The sequence below is a fragment of the Geobacillus lituanicus genome (genome assembly GCF_050994965.1).
Classification (GTDB): domain Bacteria; phylum Bacillota; class Bacilli; order Bacillales; family Anoxybacillaceae; genus Geobacillus; species Geobacillus stearothermophilus.
The window spans coordinates 3,196,661-3,213,478 of sequence record NZ_CP194773.1 but is presented as its reverse complement, the minus strand read 5'-3'; the positions used below and the strand labels follow the sequence as shown (position 1 = coordinate 3,213,478).

Annotated in this window: 14 protein-coding genes and 3 pseudogenes; 14 read left to right on the top strand and 3 right to left on the bottom strand. The window is 55.6% G+C overall.

The window, feature by feature from the left end:
• Positions 1 to 7 precede the first annotated feature (7 nt).
• From ACR1UW_RS16490 to ACR1UW_RS16480, 3 genes and pseudogenes are all read left to right on the top strand, one after another.
• Positions 8 to 1,306, top strand: coding sequence for a murein hydrolase activator EnvC family protein (locus ACR1UW_RS16490; protein WP_498934126.1), 1,299 nt, complete (start codon positions 8 to 10; stop codon positions 1,304 to 1,306).
• Positions 1,307 to 1,440: 134 nt separating this feature from the next.
• Positions 1,441 to 1,662 (top strand): annotated as a pseudogene (locus tag ACR1UW_RS16485) (pirin family protein); the annotation flags it as partial.
• Between the two features lie 366 nt (positions 1,663 to 2,028).
• Positions 2,029 to 3,489, top strand: coding sequence for a S41 family peptidase (locus ACR1UW_RS16480; RefSeq protein WP_498934125.1), 1,461 nt, complete (start codon positions 2,029 to 2,031; stop codon positions 3,487 to 3,489).
• Positions 3,490 to 3,619: 130 nt separating this feature from the next.
• On the opposite strand, the pseudogene ACR1UW_RS16475 reads toward ACR1UW_RS16480, so the two are convergent.
• From ACR1UW_RS16475 to ACR1UW_RS16465, 3 genes and pseudogenes are all read right to left on the bottom strand, one after another.
• A pseudogene (locus ACR1UW_RS16475) lies at positions 3,620 to 3,721 on the bottom strand (glycosyltransferase); the annotation flags it as partial.
• A 16-nt stretch (positions 3,722 to 3,737) separates the two neighbouring features.
• Positions 3,738 to 4,115 (bottom strand): annotated as a pseudogene (locus ACR1UW_RS16470) (DUF6044 family protein); the annotation flags it as partial.
• A gap of 233 nt (positions 4,116 to 4,348) precedes the next feature.
• Positions 4,349 to 4,891: a MerR family transcriptional regulator gene (locus ACR1UW_RS16465; RefSeq protein WP_033012045.1), complete on the bottom strand. Its 543-nt coding sequence runs from the start codon at positions 4,889 to 4,891 to the stop codon at positions 4,349 to 4,351.
• A 220-nt stretch (positions 4,892 to 5,111) separates the two neighbouring features.
• Here ACR1UW_RS16465 and ACR1UW_RS16460 point away from each other — a divergent pair, with 220 nt between their 5' ends.
• From ACR1UW_RS16460 to ACR1UW_RS16410, 11 genes are all read left to right on the top strand, one after another.
• Positions 5,112 to 6,284: a PDZ domain-containing protein gene (locus tag ACR1UW_RS16460; protein WP_100664243.1), complete on the top strand. Its 1,173-nt coding sequence runs from the start codon at positions 5,112 to 5,114 to the stop codon at positions 6,282 to 6,284.
• Between the two features lie 14 nt (positions 6,285 to 6,298).
• Complete coding sequence (locus ACR1UW_RS16455) at positions 6,299 to 6,520, top strand: CsbA family protein (RefSeq protein WP_033012047.1); 222 nt, start codon at positions 6,299 to 6,301, stop codon at positions 6,518 to 6,520.
• A 175-nt stretch (positions 6,521 to 6,695) separates the two neighbouring features.
• Entirely contained in the window at positions 6,696 to 8,672 is a 1,977-nt protein-coding gene (gene uvrB / locus ACR1UW_RS16450) for an excinuclease ABC subunit UvrB (RefSeq protein ID WP_049626232.1), read from the top strand.
• A gap of 16 nt (positions 8,673 to 8,688) precedes the next feature.
• Complete coding sequence (gene uvrA / locus ACR1UW_RS16445; RefSeq protein WP_498935342.1) at positions 8,689 to 11,547, top strand: excinuclease ABC subunit UvrA; 2,859 nt, start codon at positions 8,689 to 8,691, stop codon at positions 11,545 to 11,547.
• A gap of 128 nt (positions 11,548 to 11,675) precedes the next feature.
• The gene (locus ACR1UW_RS16440; RefSeq protein WP_011232554.1) at positions 11,676 to 12,002 is read left to right on the top strand and encodes a magnetosome magnetite crystal formation protein family; all 327 of its coding nucleotides are present in this window, start codon (positions 11,676 to 11,678) and stop codon (positions 12,000 to 12,002) included.
• 103 nt (positions 12,003 to 12,105) lie between these two features.
• Positions 12,106 to 12,468 (top strand): phage holin family protein, encoded by a 363-nt coding sequence (locus ACR1UW_RS16435; RefSeq protein WP_023633682.1) that lies wholly within the window; start codon positions 12,106 to 12,108, stop codon positions 12,466 to 12,468.
• Positions 12,469 to 12,714: 246 nt separating this feature from the next.
• Complete coding sequence (gene hprK, locus ACR1UW_RS16430) at positions 12,715 to 13,650, top strand: HPr(Ser) kinase/phosphatase (RefSeq protein WP_498934123.1); 936 nt, start codon at positions 12,715 to 12,717, stop codon at positions 13,648 to 13,650.
• Between the two features lie 80 nt (positions 13,651 to 13,730).
• Positions 13,731 to 14,543 (top strand): prolipoprotein diacylglyceryl transferase, encoded by an 813-nt coding sequence (lgt, locus tag ACR1UW_RS16425; RefSeq protein WP_498934121.1) that lies wholly within the window; start codon positions 13,731 to 13,733, stop codon positions 14,541 to 14,543.
• Between the two features lie 99 nt (positions 14,544 to 14,642).
• Entirely contained in the window at positions 14,643 to 15,581 is a 939-nt protein-coding gene (locus ACR1UW_RS16420; RefSeq protein ID WP_498934119.1) for a nucleoside recognition domain-containing protein, read from the top strand.
• Complete coding sequence (gene ppaX / locus ACR1UW_RS16415; protein WP_150825963.1) at positions 15,578 to 16,222, top strand: pyrophosphatase PpaX; 645 nt, start codon at positions 15,578 to 15,580, stop codon at positions 16,220 to 16,222. Before ACR1UW_RS16420 ends, ppaX begins: the two co-directional genes overlap by 4 nt.
• Before the next feature lie 20 nt (positions 16,223 to 16,242).
• Positions 16,243 to 16,740: an acyltransferase gene (locus ACR1UW_RS16410; protein WP_237420839.1), complete on the top strand. Its 498-nt coding sequence runs from the start codon at positions 16,243 to 16,245 to the stop codon at positions 16,738 to 16,740.
• Positions 16,741 to 16,818: the final 78 nt, after the last annotated feature.

Sequence of the window (16,818 nt, the reverse complement as noted above, 5' to 3'; positions counted from 1 at the left end):
GGGAAAGATGAAAAAGAAACGCATGTTGGCGCTCGCTGTTGCCGGGGCGCTTGGGCTGGGCATTCTCCCGCCGGCAGCGAACGCCGTCAGTACGCGCGACATCGAGCAGAAGCGGGATGAAATGGATTCGCTGCGTTCGAAGCGGTCCGATGTCGAGCAAAAAATCAATGAGGCGCAAAAAACGATCGAATCGCTTCGCTCGCAACAGCGCCAAGTTGCCAATGACATTCAAAAACTCAACGTGGCGATTGACGAAACGAGCGGCAAAATCCGCAACGTCAGCAAAGATATTGATGAAACCGAGCAGGCGATCGAGACACTGAAACAAGAGATTGCCGAAATTCAAGAACGGATTGAAAAGCGGAATGAAATTTTGAAGGAGCGGCTTCGTTCCTTGCAGGAAAGCGGCGGAGCGATCAGCTACTTGGAAGTGTTGCTCGGCGCGCAAAGCTTCAGCGACTTCATTGACCGGATGAGTGCCGTGACGACGATCATGGAAGCGGACCAACAAATCATCCGCGAGCAGGAAGCTGATAAAACGTTAAAAGAGAAAAAGGAAGCCGAATTGACGGAGAAGCGGAACAAGCTGCAAGCGGATTTGCAAGAATTGAAGCAGCTGCAGGCCGAACTGGCTGGCCAGCTCGAACAAAAAAATCGCCTGATGGCCGATTTGAAGCAAAAAGAGGAAGAAGAGCATGATCATAAGATGGCGCTTGAAGAAGAAAAAGAACTGATCGCCAAACAAGAAGCGGCAGTGAAACAACAGCTTGCCGAACTTGAGCGGCAAAAACGGGCCGAAGAAGAAGCGAAACAGAGAGGACGTACATATGCCTCGCCAAACGGTGGAGGAGCGTCATCAGGAGAAACGCCATCGGGCGGCAGCACACCGCCTGTGTCGAGCGGGGCCTTCACCCGTCCAGCCAACGGGCCGATCACCTCGGGCTTTGGCTACCGGTTTGGCGGCACGGACTTCCATCCGGGAGTCGACATCGGCAAGCGGGCTGCTGTCGTTCCCGTTGTGGCGGCCGCAGATGGCATCGTGTTCCGGTCCTATTATTCTAGCAGCTATGGCAACGTCATTTTCATCAGTCATGTGATTAATGGGCAAACCTATATGACCGTGTATGCTCATTTAGAAGCGCGTCTTGTTGGCGAAGGGCAGCACGTCCGCAAAGGGCAAGTTATCGGTTATATGGGTAATACTGGGAATTCGACCGGTCCGCACCTTCATTTTGAACTGCACCGCGGCGGCTGGAACCAAGGAAAAACGAATGCGGTCGATCCGCTTGACTATATTCCTTTCTAATTTCGAATGGTAGGTGGCATTGCGCAACTTGTCTGTCTATGAGGCGGACAAGTTGCGTATTTTTTTGATTGATTGGACATCAAGGAAAATGGTTTGGCTGCACCACATCCCCCCTTGACTCTGTACCTTAGTACACTGTTTATCTTTCCGATTTGGAAGCCGGGCATGAGCTGACGTTTACCCAGCCGGAAGGGCGGAACATCTTTGTCTTTGTCATTGAGGGGGATTTGGCGTTAAACGGCGAGGCCCATCTCGAACGGCGCGATGCGGCCCGTATTACGGACACGCCGGCGCTTCGCTTGGTGACGAACGAAGGAGCGCAGTTCATGCTCATTGATTTGCCCAAAGAGGAGTAAGAGCATTTCGTTTTTGTGCGGTTCATTCGTTTGACGGCCACTTCGGATGCGGCTAAGAAGACGAATCAAAAAGAGGCATCGTTCGCCAAAATGGCGGGGGGTGCCTCTTTTTTCCGCGCCCGTATGAGTTGAGAAATCAAAACGCAGCGTGTAAACTAGTAAAGGATAGACAACGAATGAGCATACTCGGTACAAGCCTAACATATGATGGAGATAAAGGCATGGCACGGCGTTTGGGCGGTGCTTTTCCTTTTCTCATTGGCGTCAGAGGCATCCGCTTGTTTCGCCGAAGGAGAACGAAGAGACCCCCTTTCCCTTCCGTTGCAGGCAATGGAAAGGGCAGGTTTAGGGTGAGGAGGAAACAACGTGAAGAAAACGACAACGGCCGCACTCATGGCCATCTCAATGCTCATCGGGGCCGGCGGGACGTATGCCGGTTTGCAGCTGGCTGGCGGAGCAGAAGACGGGCCGATGCCGGAGGCCATTTCTGAGGAACTGTCCAAGACGGCCAGCGATCATGACGAAATGAAAAAAATCCGCCAGGCGTACGAACTCATTAAAAACCGGTATGTGGAAAAAGTGGATGAAGAAACATTAACGGAAGGCGCCATTCAAGGGATGATCGACACGCTCGATGATCCGTATTCCGTCTACATGGATGCGGAAACGACGGAGCAGTTCAACGAGTCGCTCGACTCGTCGTTTGAAGGAATCGGCGCCGAAGTGAGCATGATCGACGGCAAGGTGACGATCGTGGCTCCGATCAAAAACTCGCCGGCGGAAAAAGCGGGGCTGAAGCCGAACGACCAAATTTTGCGAGTGAACGGGGAAAGCCTAGAGGGGCTTGACTTGTATGAAGCGGTGCTGAAAATCCGCGGCAAAAAAGGGACGACAGTGGAGCTTGACATTTTGCGCCCGGGCGTCAAAAACGTGATGAAAGTCAAAGTCGTCCGCGACAAAATTCCGATTCAGACGGTGTATGACTCGATCAAAACATACAACGGCAAAAAGGCGGGCTATTTGCAAATTACGTCGTTTTCGGAAAACACAGCCGCCGATTTTAAAAAGAAATTGGCGAAGCTTGAGGCCGAACATATTGATGGCTTGATCATCGATGTGCGCGGCAACCCGGGCGGCTATTTGCAAAGCGTTGAGGAAATTTTGAAGCAACTCATCCCGAAAGGCAAACCATATGTGCAAATTGAAGAACGCGATGGCGATCGGCAAAAGTTTTATTCCGATTTAACGGCGAAAAAGCCATACCCGATCGTCGTGCTCATCGACAAAGGAAGCGCATCGGCGTCAGAGATTTTGGCCGGAGCGATGAAAGAAGCGGGCGGCTACAAGCTGGTCGGCGAGGCAACGTTCGGCAAAGGGACGGTGCAGCAGGCGATTCCGATGGGCGACGGCAGCAACATCAAATTGACGCTGTACAAATGGCTGACGCCAGACGGGCATTGGATCCATAAAAAAGGGATCAAGCCGGATGTCGCGGTGGCGCAGCCGGATTATTTCCACGTCGCTCCGCTTCATGTCGAAAAACCGCTTCAGTATGACATGAACGACGAGCAAATCGCCAATGCGCAAAAAATGCTCAAAGGGCTTGGCTTCAACCCGGGCCGCACGGACGGCTACTTCAGCAAAGACACCGAGCAAGCCGTCCAAGCGTTCCAAAAAGCGAATCAGCTCCCGGTTACGGGGCGAATCGATGAGACGACGGCGGATGTGTTGCAAACGAAAATCATGGAAGCCGTCCGCGATCCGAAGCATGATGTGCAGTTGAAAAAAGCGCTTGGCGTGTTGTTTCCGTCGCGAGCGAGCCAATGATGACGAGTAAAGAGAAAAGGGTGCCTCTGACAACGCAGAGGCACCCTTTTCTTTGTGACTGATTTGCCTGTGGACTATCGCTGGCTTCCTACAAATGGGCTGGTGTTTTCTCCTTTTCTGATGGAAGCGGCAGCTGCTCAAGCAAAGCGGTCAGCCGCCGGGCCGTTTCTGGCAGCACTTCTTCTTCGTTGTAGCAGGGGACGACGATGGCTAACAATGGTTTGTCCACCATGTTTCTTGCCTCCCTTTCACTCCACTTCGTACACATAAATTTTCCAGACTGACTGTCGATCAGTGAACGCCCGCAAGAAGCGGAGATGGATGTCGCGGGCGTTTTCGATCGGAACGGAGGAAAAAATGTACTTGCCGCCAAGCTGTTTGAACGCCTTTGTGTCGATCTCGAAATGACGGATGACCTTATGCGAGCGTTTCGTGAACATGTAATGTTTCCCGAGCTCTGCCGAAAACAAATAGACGCGGTTGCCCCAATGGTCGAAATAGTCTTTCAGCACGGGGCTTTTGTCTAATTCTTTGGCAATGATGCGGCGGAACTTCCGCTTATACGATAACGGGTAAAAATTGTTGTACGTATCGAGCGTATAAAACCCGTTGTATTGGGCGATGGCCCTGCGTTCAATCTGTTTCACTTGTTGCTCCCCCTTTTTGGACAGGCGTAGCATTGGCAACACGGGACATTATAAAGAACGATGATTAAAAAAGAATGAAAAAAGAGTAAAGAAGCAGTGAAGAGAAGGAAAAGGACGGATCATAAGGAAGGGCAGAAAAAACGCCCTGCCTAAGGCAGAGCGCACGATAAACTCGTTGCCTGTTTGGTGGGGCTGATTGTGCCTTTGCACGGTTAGACAAACAAGTTCATCACCCGCCCGAGGCCGCGCCGTTTCCGCTTCGGTTCTTCGGACGGATTGTGCGGGGCGGGCGGCTGGTGATTCAGCTGTTGCTCGAGACGGGCGACGAGCTGTTCCAAGGCGGTCAGGCGGGCGGTGATTTCTTCCATCTCCCGTCGGTGGTGCAGCAATTGAACGGAAACGACGTCATCCGCTTTTTGTTCCAGTTGCTGCTCGAGTTGATCAAGGCGCAGGGAGACGCGGCTGATTTCCGGTCCGACATATTCTTGAAACAGGGCATGAATAGGAACGTTCGGCGGCGATGTTGAAGGACGGCTAGGGGCCGGCGGTGTTTTCGGTTCTGCTTTCGGCTGCGTTTCCAGCGCGGCGCCTTGTTCAAATTTGACCCGCTCAAGCAGGGCGATCGTTTTTTCGTCAAACAAGTAGTGGCCGGCTTCATTTTTTTGCAGCGGAATGTTGTATTTCCGCACCCAGCGCTGGATCGTTTTTGGCGACACTCCGAGACGGGCGGCAACGTCGGGTGTTTTTAACTCCATCGTTCCACTCCTCCTTTTTTGTCTTCTTCTATATCCCTTTTTTCATTGGCATAAGAAATCCTGCCCGGGCGACAAAACTAGTGTCCATTCGGCAAAGAAAGTGGAAAACAGCGCAAATTCGCCATTCAGGCAAAAAAGATGGCGGCAGGCATGGGATTTGTCCCAGTCATTTGGTAGAATAGAAGATAAAGAATGGGGAACGAAGTGAGGGGAAAGGCGGATGGCAACTTGGGGATTGGAATGGTTGGAAGGCGTCGCCGATGTGTGGCGGCAGCCGCTCTTGTATTACGGCCTGCTGTTGGCCTGGGGTGCCGGCTGGCGGCGGGTGAAGCGGGAGCGCCGCGATTTTCATGTGCGCGTCTATCGGCTGGGGCAAGAATGGCGTGGGCTTTGGACGTGGGGATGGGTTGCGGGCGCTGTGCTGTCTGTCATTGCGTCCGGCATCGGGCTCGCGTTGCCGCCGGATGCGGTGTGGGCGGTGACGGGGTTGACGATCCTGCTTGGCCTGACGATGGAGGCGCGCCTCCTTTCACCGGCTTATACAGTGGGCGGAGCGCTCGTCTTGCTCGGCTTGGCGGGGTCAAGCGGACTTGCCGCTCATCTGTTGTCAGACGGCGCGGCGGATGGAGGGGCGCTTGCCGCCCTGCTTGTGTTGTTGCTGTTGGCGGAAGGATGGCTGATTCTCCGCTCGCGAAATGGGGCGGCCTCGCCGCAGCTTGCGAGAAGCAAACGTGGAATGATTGTCGGCATGCAGTGGACGCAACGGTTTTGGTTTGTGCCGGTCGTGCTGCCGATATCCGACGGCGCGTTGCCGTCGGTTTCGTGGTGGCCGCTCATTCCAGCTGGGGACGGCTATTCGTTTTGGCTTGTGCCGTTTCTTCTCGGCTTTTCGCAGCGCCGGCAGCACGTGCTGCCGGCGGAAGCAGCTCGTGAAGAAGGGCGGCGCGTGCTTCGCCTCGCTTGGCTTGTCGCCGTGCTGGCCGTCTTCGGATTATGGCATCCGTTGCTAGGGGCTGCCGCAGGAGCTGCAGCCATCATTGGGCGGGAGTGGATTGCCTTTTCCGGTCACCGCGCCGACCGCGCCCGCCCGCCCCGGTTTGCCCGCCATCCGCAAGGCGTGGTGATCGTCGGGGTGCTCCCGAATTCCAAAGCGGAACAAATGGGGTTAAGCATTGGTGAAGTGATTGTAAAAGCGAACGGCGTTCCAGTGCAGACTGAGGCCGAGTTTTACGAGGCGCTCCAGCGCAACCGCGCGTTTTGCAAGCTGGAAGTCATCAGCCATAACGGCGAGATCCGCTTCGTTCAAGGAGCGGTGTATGAAGACGGCCACCACGAACTTGGTCTGCTGTTCGTTCATCAACGAGGCGCTTCGGCGTCCGAAGCTGTGTCGTAAAGGAGACTAGACGTATGTGGTTTCTCGCGGCCCTTATCATCCCGTGCCTTTTGTTGCTGCTGTTTGCGCGGGTGACGTACAACCGTTACATTGCGTTGTTGTTGACCGTTGCCTTGCTTGTCGCCTCGTATGCGAAAGGGTATACGGACGAGCTGCACGAAATCGTCGCCGACATCGCCTCGACGATTGCCGGTTTTCTGTTGGCGGGGCGAATGTTGGACAACTTAAAGAAATGACAGAGAAGCGGACCCATCTGCAGCGGTCCGCTTTTTTATCTATGCAGCTGGAAGCGGCCTGACGGAATGGAAATCGCTGTGCAGGTTGGAACGAATACCAGTTCGCATTTTTTGTGCATCTGCGCAGAGGATATGATACAATGGGGAAAGATGGATTGAAGAAGGAGGCGAAACGGTGGAGGGCCGTTTTCAATTAGTGTCGCCGTACGAACCGCAAGGCGATCAGCCGCAGGCGATCGCCAAGCTTGTGGACGGCTTGCAGCGGGGTGTGAAACATCAAACGCTCCTTGGGGCGACGGGGACGGGCAAAACGTTTACGATCTCGAACGTGATCGCCCAAGTCAACAAGCCGACGCTTGTCATCGCCCACAACAAAACGCTCGCCGGTCAATTGTACAGCGAGCTGAAAGAATTTTTCCCACACAACGCCGTCGAATATTTTGTCAGCTATTACGATTATTATCAGCCGGAAGCGTACGTGCCGCAGACGGATACGTACATTGAAAAAGATGCGAAAATCAACGATGAAATCGATAAATTGCGGCACTCGGCAACGTCGGCGTTGTTTGAGCGCCGGGATGTCATCATCGTGGCCAGCGTCTCATGCATTTACGGCTTAGGGTCGCCGGAAGAATACCGCGAGCTCGTCGTTTCATTGCGCGTGGGGATGGAAATCGAGCGCAACGTGCTGCTGCGGCGGCTCGTTGACATCCAATACGACCGCAATGATATCGACTTTCGGCGCGGCACGTTCCGCGTCCGCGGCGATGTGGTCGAAATTTTCCCCGCGTCGCGCGATGAACATTGCATTCGCGTCGAATTTTTTGGCGATGAAATCGAGCGCATCCGCGAGGTGGACGCCTTGACGGGCGAAGTGCTCGGCGAGCGCGAGCATGTCGCCATTTTCCCGGCGTCGCACTTCGTCACGCGCGAGGAGAAAATGCGGCTCGCCATTCAAAACATCGAACAAGAGCTTGAGGAGCGGCTCGCCGAACTGCGTGCCCAAGGAAAGCTGTTGGAGGCGCAGCGGCTGGAGCAACGGACGCGCTATGATTTGGAAATGATGCGCGAGATGGGCTTTTGTTCCGGCATCGAAAACTACTCGCGCCATTTGGCGCTGCGGCCGCCGGGATCGACGCCGTATACATTGCTTGACTATTTTCCGGACGATTTTTTGATTATCGTCGATGAGTCACACGTCACCTTGCCGCAGCTGCGCGGCATGTACAACGGCGACCGGGCGCGCAAGCAAGTGCTCGTCGACCACGGCTTCCGTCTGCCGTCGGCGCTCGACAACCGACCGCTCACGTTTGAAGAGTTCGAGCAAAAAATCCATCAAATTATTTACGTCTCGGCGACGCCGGGGCCGTACGAGCTCGAGCACAGCCCGGGCGTTGTCGAACAAATCATTCGCCCGACCGGGCTTCTTGACCCAACGATCGACGTCCGTCCGACAAAAGGACAAATCGACGATTTGATCGGCGAAATTCATGAGCGCGTCGAGCGGAATGAACGGACGCTCGTGACGACGCTGACGAAAAAAATGGCGGAGGATTTGACCGATTATTTAAAAGAAGCGGGGATCAAGGTGGCGTATTTGCATTCGGAAATTAAGACGCTCGAGCGCATTGAAATCATCCGCGATTTGCGGCTCGGCAAATACGATGTACTGGTCGGCATCAACTTGCTGCGGGAAGGATTGGACATTCCGGAAGTGTCGCTTGTCGCCATTTTGGACGCCGACAAAGAAGGGTTTTTGCGTTCGGAGCGCTCGCTCATCCAGACGATCGGCCGGGCGGCGCGCAACGCGAACGGCCATGTGATCATGTACGCCGATACAGTGACGAAATCGATGGAAATCGCTATTCAAGAGACGAAGCGGCGCCGCGCGATTCAAGAAGAGTACAACCGAAAGCACGGCATCGTGCCGCGCACGGTGAAAAAGGAGATTCGCGACGTCATCCGCGCGACGTATGCGGCGGAAGAGACGGAGATGTACGAGGCGAAGCCGGCGGCAGCGATGACGAAACAAGAGCGGGAAGAGCTGATTCGAACGCTCGAGGCGGAGATGAAAGAGGCGGCCAAAGCGCTCGACTTCGAGCGGGCCGCCCAGCTGCGCGACGTCATTTTCGAATTGAAAGCGGAAGGATGATGGCCGGGTGAACGGAATGGAGAAAATCATTGTCAAAGGGGCGCGCGCCCACAACTTGAAAAACATTGACGTTGAAATCCCGCGCGGCAAGCTCGTCGTCTTGACCGGGCTGTCCGGGTCGGGGAAGTCGTCGCTGGCGTTTGATACGATTTACGCGGAAGGTCAGCGACGCTACGTCGAATCGCTGTCGGCGTACGCTCGCCAGTTTTTAGGGCAGATGGAAAAACCGGACGTCGATGCGATTGAAGGCTTGTCGCCGGCCATTTCGATCGATCAAAAAACGACGAGCCGCAACCCGCGCTCAACCGTCGGCACGGTGACAGAAATTTACGATTACTTGCGGCTTCTATTCGCCCGCATCGGCCGCCCCATTTGCCCGACGCACGGCATTGAAATCGAATCGCAGACGATCGAGCAAATGGTCGACCGGCTGCTTGCTTATCCAGAGCGGACGAAAATGCAAATTTTGGCGCCGATCGTCTCGGGAAAAAAAGGGACGCACGCCAAGACATTGGAGGATATTCGCAAACAAGGGTATGTGCGCGTTCGCATTGACGGTGAGATGCGCGAGTTGACGGAGGACATTGAGCTTGAAAAAAACAAAAAACATTCGATTGATGTCGTCGTCGACCGGATTGTCATCAAGGACGGCATCGCATCAAGGCTTGCCGATTCGTTGGAGACGGCGCTGAAGCTCGCCGACGGCAAAGTGGTCGTTGACGTGATCGGCGAGGGGGAGCTCTTGTTCAGCGAAAAGCACGCTTGTCCGTACTGCGGCTTTTCGATCGGGGAGCTTGAACCGCGCCTCTTTTCGTTCAACAGTCCGTTCGGCGCCTGCCCGGACTGCGACGGGCTCGGGGTGAAGCTCGAAGTGGATCTCGATTTGGTCATCCCGAACGATGAGCTGACATTAAAAGAACACGCCATCGCTCCGTGGGAGCCGCAAAGCTCGCAATACTACCCGCAGCTGCTCGAAGCTGTGTGCCGCCACTACGGCATCCCGATGGACGTGCCGGTGAAGGAGTTGCCGAAAGAGCAGCTCGCGAAAATTTTGTACGGCAGCGGCGGTGAGCCGATTTATTTCCGCTATACGAACGATTTTGGCCAAGTGCGTGAACAATACATCGCATTTGAAGGCGTCGTTCGCAACATCGAGCGCCGCTACCGGGAGACAAGCTCCGATTACATTCGCGAGCAGATGGAAAAGTATATGGCGGAACAACCGTGTCCGACATGCCAAGGCTACCGGCTGAAAAAAGAAAGCCTGGCCGTCCTTGTCGGCGGCAAGCATATCGGCGAGGTAACCGCCATGTCGGTGACCGAGGCGCTCGCCTTTTTTGACGGGCTCGAACTGACCGAAAAAGAGGCGCAAATCGCCCGCCTTATTTTGCGTGAAATTCGCGACCGGCTCGGCTTTTTGCAAAACGTCGGCCTCGACTATTTGACGCTCAGCCGTTCAGCCGGCACGCTCTCCGGCGGCGAGGCGCAGCGCATCCGCTTGGCGACGCAAATCGGCTCGCGGCTGACGGGGGTGCTGTACGTCCTCGACGAGCCGTCGATCGGGCTTCATCAGCGCGACAACGATCGCTTGATCGCGACGTTGAAAAGCATGCGCGACCTCGGCAATACGCTCATTGTCGTGGAGCACGACGAGGATACGATGCTAGCCGCGGACTATTTGATTGACATCGGCCCGGGGGCAGGCATTCACGGCGGCGAGGTCGTCGCCGCCGGCACGCCGGAAGAGGTGATGGACAATCCGAACTCGCTCACCGGCCAGTATTTGTCAGGAAAAAAATTCATCCCGATTCCGGCCGAGCGTCGCCGTCCGGACGGACGTTGGCTTGAGGTGGTCGGCGCGCGCGAGCATAACTTGAAAAACGTATCGGTGAACATCCCGCTCGGCACGTTTGTTGCTGTCACCGGGGTGTCGGGCTCGGGCAAAAGCACGCTTGTCAACGAAGTGTTGTATAAGGCGCTGGCGCAAAAGCTCAACCGGGCGAAAGCCAAGCCGGGCGAGCATCGCGACATCCGCGGGCTGGAGCATCTCGACAAAGTGATTGACATCGACCAGTCGCCGATCGGCCGCACGCCACGGTCGAACCCGGCGACGTACACCGGGGTGTTTGACGACATCCGCGACGTGTTTGCCTCAACGAACGAAGCGAAAGTGCGCGGCTACAAAAAAGGGCGGTTCAGCTTCAATGTCAAAGGCGGGCGCTGCGAGGCGTGCCATGGCGATGGGATCATCAAAATTGAGATGCACTTTTTGCCGGACGTGTACGTCCCGTGCGAAGTGTGCCACGGCAAACGGTACAATCGTGAAACGCTTGAGGTGACGTATAAAGGGAAAAACATCGCCGATGTCTTGGACATGACGGTCGAAGATGCGCTCGACTTTTTCGCCTCGATCCCGAAAATCAAACGCAAGCTCGAGACGCTCTATGACGTCGGGCTTGGGTATATGAAGCTCGGTCAGCCGGCGACAACGCTCTCCGGCGGCGAGGCGCAGCGCGTCAAGCTCGCCGCTGAGCTTCACCGCCGCTCCAACGGCCGGACGCTCTACATTTTGGACGAGCCGACGACCGGGCTTCATGTCGATGACATCGCCCGGCTGCTTGACGTGCTCCATCGGCTCGTCGACAACGGTGATACCGTGCTGGTCATCGAGCATAATTTGGACGTCATCAAAACCGCGGACTATATTATTGATTTAGGTCCAGAGGGCGGCGACCGCGGCGGGCAAATCGTGGCCGTCGGCACGCCGGAAGAGGTGGCCGAGGTCGAGGCATCGCACACCGGCCGCTACTTAAAACCGATTCTCGAACGCGACCGGGCGCGCATGCAGGCGCAATATGAAGCGGCGAAGGCGTAAAGGCCTTTGCGGCTTTGTCCGCCGCTTGGGACACCGGCGGCCGCCGCCTTTTTTTGCCGTTGTCAGGAAACTTTTCCCAGAAGCCGTCGTATATACAGGTAAAGGAAACTTGGAAAGGGGATTGCCGATTGTCGACGAACAAAGTGTTATCCGCGCTTTGTTATTTCAGCGTCTTTTTTGCGCCGTTCATTTTGCCGATTGTCGTCTATTTTGTTGTCGAAGATCTTGAAGTCAAACGCCATGCGAAGCGGTCGCTCGTGTCGCATTTGATTCCGGCCGTTACGATCCTCTTGTTCATTGCGTTGGCCGCGTCGCCGGTGCTGTTCGGCCATTGGGGCGAGGAATCGCTTCTTTTTGGCGGCGGGCTCGTCTGGCTTGGGTTCCTCGTTGCTGGGGCGGTGAATCTTGTTGTCATTGTTTGGAATGTCATAAAAGGGATTCAAGTGTTAAAATAAGAGAAAGCGCCCGTTTGCCGGTGAATGCCGTGGCCCCGTTTCTTTGGGACTGTAACAAGGTGTGGCCGGGCGGGCGCGAGACTCGAATAAAGATGGTGATGGGATGCTCAATTGGCTGATCGGTGTGTTGATCAATACGGTGTTGCTCATGGCGATTGACGGCTATTTTGACGATATTCACTTCAGCGGCATCGGCGCGGCGTTTTTGGCGAGCGTGATTTTGGCGGTGCTCAACGCCGTCGTTCGCCCGGTGCTCATCTTGTTGACGCTGCCGGTGACCGTGTTGACGCTCGGTTTGTTTTTGTTTGTCATTAACGCCATCACGCTCATGATGACTGCAGGGCTGATGGGCGATGCGTTTCAAATCGGCGGCTTTGGCACGGCGCTGCTTGCGTCGATCGTCTTGTCGTTTTTCCATTTGCTTGTGCAAAAAGCGGTGATCGAGCCGCTCCGCAACCGGTCGTAACGGGGCGTGATCCATTGGAAGGCCGGTGGCGCCATGGTTTTCCGTGATCGTGTGAAAAGATGGCGAATGCGGCAAGGGGTTGCAATGGGAGAAACGATGCGGTGAAGATCGTTTCGGTTTGATGTGTTTGGCTTGATCGGGACGGGGGAACCGTCCTTGTTTTGTTTTCTGCGGAATGTTTTCTTCAATGGCGAAACGAAACGTGCTACAATGAAAAAAGATGAGGAAAGGAGAGAAAGGCTGCGTATGCCGAAAGTGCGGACGAAAGACATCATCGAACAGTTCCAGCTCGAGCTTGTGAGCGGCGCGGAAGGCATTTACCGCCCGATTACGACGGGCGACTTGTCGCGGCCGGGGATTGAAATGGCCGGCTATTTCGCCTATTACCCGGCGGAGCGCCTGCAGCTGCTCGGGCGGACGGAACTGTCGTTTTATGAAACGTTGACGCCGGAAGAAAAAAAGTCGCGGATGGAGCGGCTTTGCACGGACATTACGCCAGGCATCATCGTCTCGCGCGGACTGGAGGTGCCGCCGGAGTTGATCGAAGCGTCGGAGCGCCAGTCGGTGCCCGTGATGCGCTCGACGATGAAAACGACCCGCCTGTCCAGCCGGTTGACGAACTATTTGGAAAGCAAGCTCGCCCCCACGACCGCGGTGCACGGGGTGTTGGTCGATGTGTACGGCGTCGGGGTGTTGATCACCGGCAAAAGCGGCGTCGGTAAAAGCGAAACGGCGCTGGAGCTCGTCAAACGCGGCCATCGGTTGGTCGCCGACGACTGTGTGGAAATCCGCCAAGAAGATGAAGATACGCTCGTCGGCAGCGCGCCCGAGTTGATTGAACATTTGCTCGAAATTCGCGGACTTGGCATCATCAACATGATGACGCTGTTCGGCGCCGGGGCGGTGCGGACGCATAAGCGCATTTCGCTCGTCATCGATTTGGAGTTGTGGGACCCGGACAAACAGTACGACCGGCTTGGGTTGGAAGAAGAGAAAGTGAAAATTTTGGACACGGAATTGCCGAAATTGACGATTCCGGTCCGCCCAGGGCGCAACTTGGCGGTCATCGTCGAAGTGGCGGCGATGAATTTCCGTCTGAAGCGGCTCGGGGTCAACGCTGCTGAGGAGTTTTCGGCGCGATTGAGCGACGCCATCGAAGACGGCACGAACGAGTATGATTGATATAGGGCTGCGTGGGAAGATTGGATCGCAATGGAGGGGAAACGCTCGCGGTTTTCTATGGGGCATAGGAGGGAAAAACGATGGACGCAACGATTCAGCCGCTCGACCGCGTGTTTTTGCATCTCGGTCCGATTACGATTTACTGGTACGGAGTCATTATCGGCACAGGCGTTTTGATCGGCTTGTGGCTAGCGACGCGCGAAGCGGTGCGGCGCGGCTTGCCGAAAGAGACGTTTGTCGATTTAGTGCTGTTTGCCGTGCCGATCGCCATTGTGTGCGCGCGGGCGTATTACGTGCTGTTTGAATGGCACTATTATTCAAAGCATTTGTCAGAGATTCCGAAAATTTGGCAAGGGGGCCTCGCCATTCACGGCGGTTTGATTGGCGCGGTGGCGACGGGCGCGGTGTTCGCCCGCGCGCGCGGGCTGTCGTTTTGGAAGCTCGCCGACATTGCCGCGCCAAGCATCATTTTAGGCCAGGCGATCGGGCGCTGGGGCAATTTCATGAACCAAGAAGCGCATGGCGGCCCTGTGTCGCGCCAGTTTCTTGAAAATTTGCATTTGCCGGATTGGATCATCAACCAAATGTACATTGACGGCCGCTATTGGCATCCGACGTTTTTGTACGAATCGCTTTGGAATTTGGCCGGCTTTTGTCTTTTGCTTTGGCTCCGGCGCATCAACTTGCGGCGCGGCGAGCTGTTTTTGTCGTATTTGATTTGGTACTCGATCGGCCGCTTTTGGATTGAAGGGATGCGCACCGACAGCTTGATGCTCGCCGGCAGCCTGCGCGCGGCGCAAGTCGTGTCCGTGACGCTCATCGTTTTGTCCGTCGCGCTTTGGATCGTGCGCCGGGCGAAAGGATGGGCAAAAGCAAGGTATCAAGACGAATAGCCGTCCTTATCCGTTGACGGATGACTATGGAAAAAGAGGGGCGGCGTGTGGTGAAAAGGTCACACGGCGGCATGAAGACAAGCGAAGGAGAGAGGAGATATGGTAGGAACATTGCAGCGCGGCGTCATCGCCGGACTGAAGACGTCATGGGCGCTGGGGAAAATCATTTTCCCCGTGACGCTCCTGTTGGCGTTGCTGCAGCCGACGCCGCTTTTTTCATGGATCATTGATGGGGTTACGCCGCTGATGAAATGGTTCGGCTTATCCGGCGATGCGGCTGTGCCGCTTGTGCTCGGCAATTTGCTTGGATTGTACGCGGCGATCGGGGCGATGCTGACGATCGAGTTGACGGTGAAGGAAGTGTTCATTCTCGCGGTCATGCTTTCCTTTTCCCATAACTTGATCGTCGAGTCATCCGTCGCCTCGCGCACCGGCATGAGCGTTTGGCTGATGATCGTCGTGCGCGTCGGGCTCGCTGTCGTGTCAGGTTTGTTGATCGCCCATTTCTGGGACGGGGGGCAGGAGATCGCCCAATACGGGTTTGTCACGCATGAAGCCGCCCCGCCGTCCGGCTGGGGAGAGATCATCTTGGCGGCGCTGAAAAAAGCGGCCGCCGGCATTGTGCAGCTTGTCGCGATCGTCATTCCGCTCATGACGGTCATTCAAATTTTAAAAGAACGCCATTGGATCGAAGCCGTTTCGCGCTGGATGGCGCCGGCGACGAAGATGCTGGGCATGAGCGCGAACACATCGCTCACGCTCGCCGCCGGGTTTGTGTTCGGCTTGGCGTACGGGGCGGGGGTGATGATTCAGGCGGCGAAAGAAGACGGCGTCTCGAAGCGCGACTTGACGCTGGCGTTCATTTTTCTCGTATCTTGCCATGCGGTCGTCGAAGATACGCTCATTTTCGTCCCGCTTGGCATCTCTGTTTGGCCGCTGCTTTTCATCCGCTTGGTGACGGCCGTATTGCTGACAATGGCGGTGGCGTTCGTTTGGCGCCGCTTTGAACAACCGACTAGAAAGGAAGCCGCTTCATGACGATTCGCACCATTTTGTTTGATCTTGACGGCACATTGATTGATACGAACGAGCTCATCATCCAGTCGTTTTTGCATACGTTGGAGAAGTACTATCCAGGCCGTTACAAACGTGAGGACGTCCTGCCGTTCATCGGCCCGTCGCTCTATGAAACGTTCGGCTCGCTCGATCCGGAACGGGTCGAGGAGATGGTGAAGACGTACCGCACGTTCAACCACGCCCATCATGACGAACTGATTCGCGAGTTTGACACCGTGTATGAAACGATCGAAACGCTCCACCGCCATGGCTTCCGCCTCGGCGTCGTGACGACGAAAATGCACGACACCGCCCTAATGGGGTTAAGAAAAACGCGGCTGGCGCCGTTTTTCTCGTGCGTCATCGGCCTCGATGACGTCACGCGGCCAAAGCCGGACCCCGAGCCGATTTACAAGGCGCTTGAGGTGCTGCAGTCAACACCGGACGAAGCGCTCATGGTCGGCGACAACTACCACGACATGTTGGCCGGCAAAAACGCCGGCGTCAAAACGGCCGGCGTCGCTTGGGCGATTAAAGGGCGCGAGTATTTGGAACAATATGAACCGGACTATATGCTGGAAAAAATGAGCGACTTGTTGGCCATTGTTGGCATCAACGAATGAAAGGGGGATCCGTTCTCCCGGTGAGACGAACGACCAAATACCCTGTCCGAGGGGCGAACTCGCTCTGGCAGTTGTATCGCACCGTATCGTTTTGGAAAGTGCTGAAAAACGTCATCATCATTCAAATCGGGCGTTACACGCCGTTTTTGCCGCTGAAACGCTGGCTGTACCGCACGTTTCTCGGCATGAACATCGGCGAGCAAACCGCGCTCGCCTTTATGGTCATGCCGGATATTCTCTTCCCAGAAAAAATTTACATCGGCCGCAACTGCGTCATCGGCTACAACACGACGATTCTCGCCCACGAATATTTAGTGAACGAATACCGCCTCGGCGATGTCGTGATCGGCGATGAGGTGATGATCGGCGCGAACTCGACCATTTTGCCCGGCGTGGTGATCGGCGACCGCGCCGTCGTCGCCGCGGGCACCGTCGTTCATCAAGACGTCCCGCCCGGGGCGATGGTCGCCGGCTGCCCGATGCGCATCGTTCGCCGGAGTGAACCGCCTTCCGATTGAACGGGGGCGGTTTTCCATGTTGGAATAGGAAAAAAGGAAAGAAACAAAAAAGGAGAATTGCGGATTTTGACAAGATGG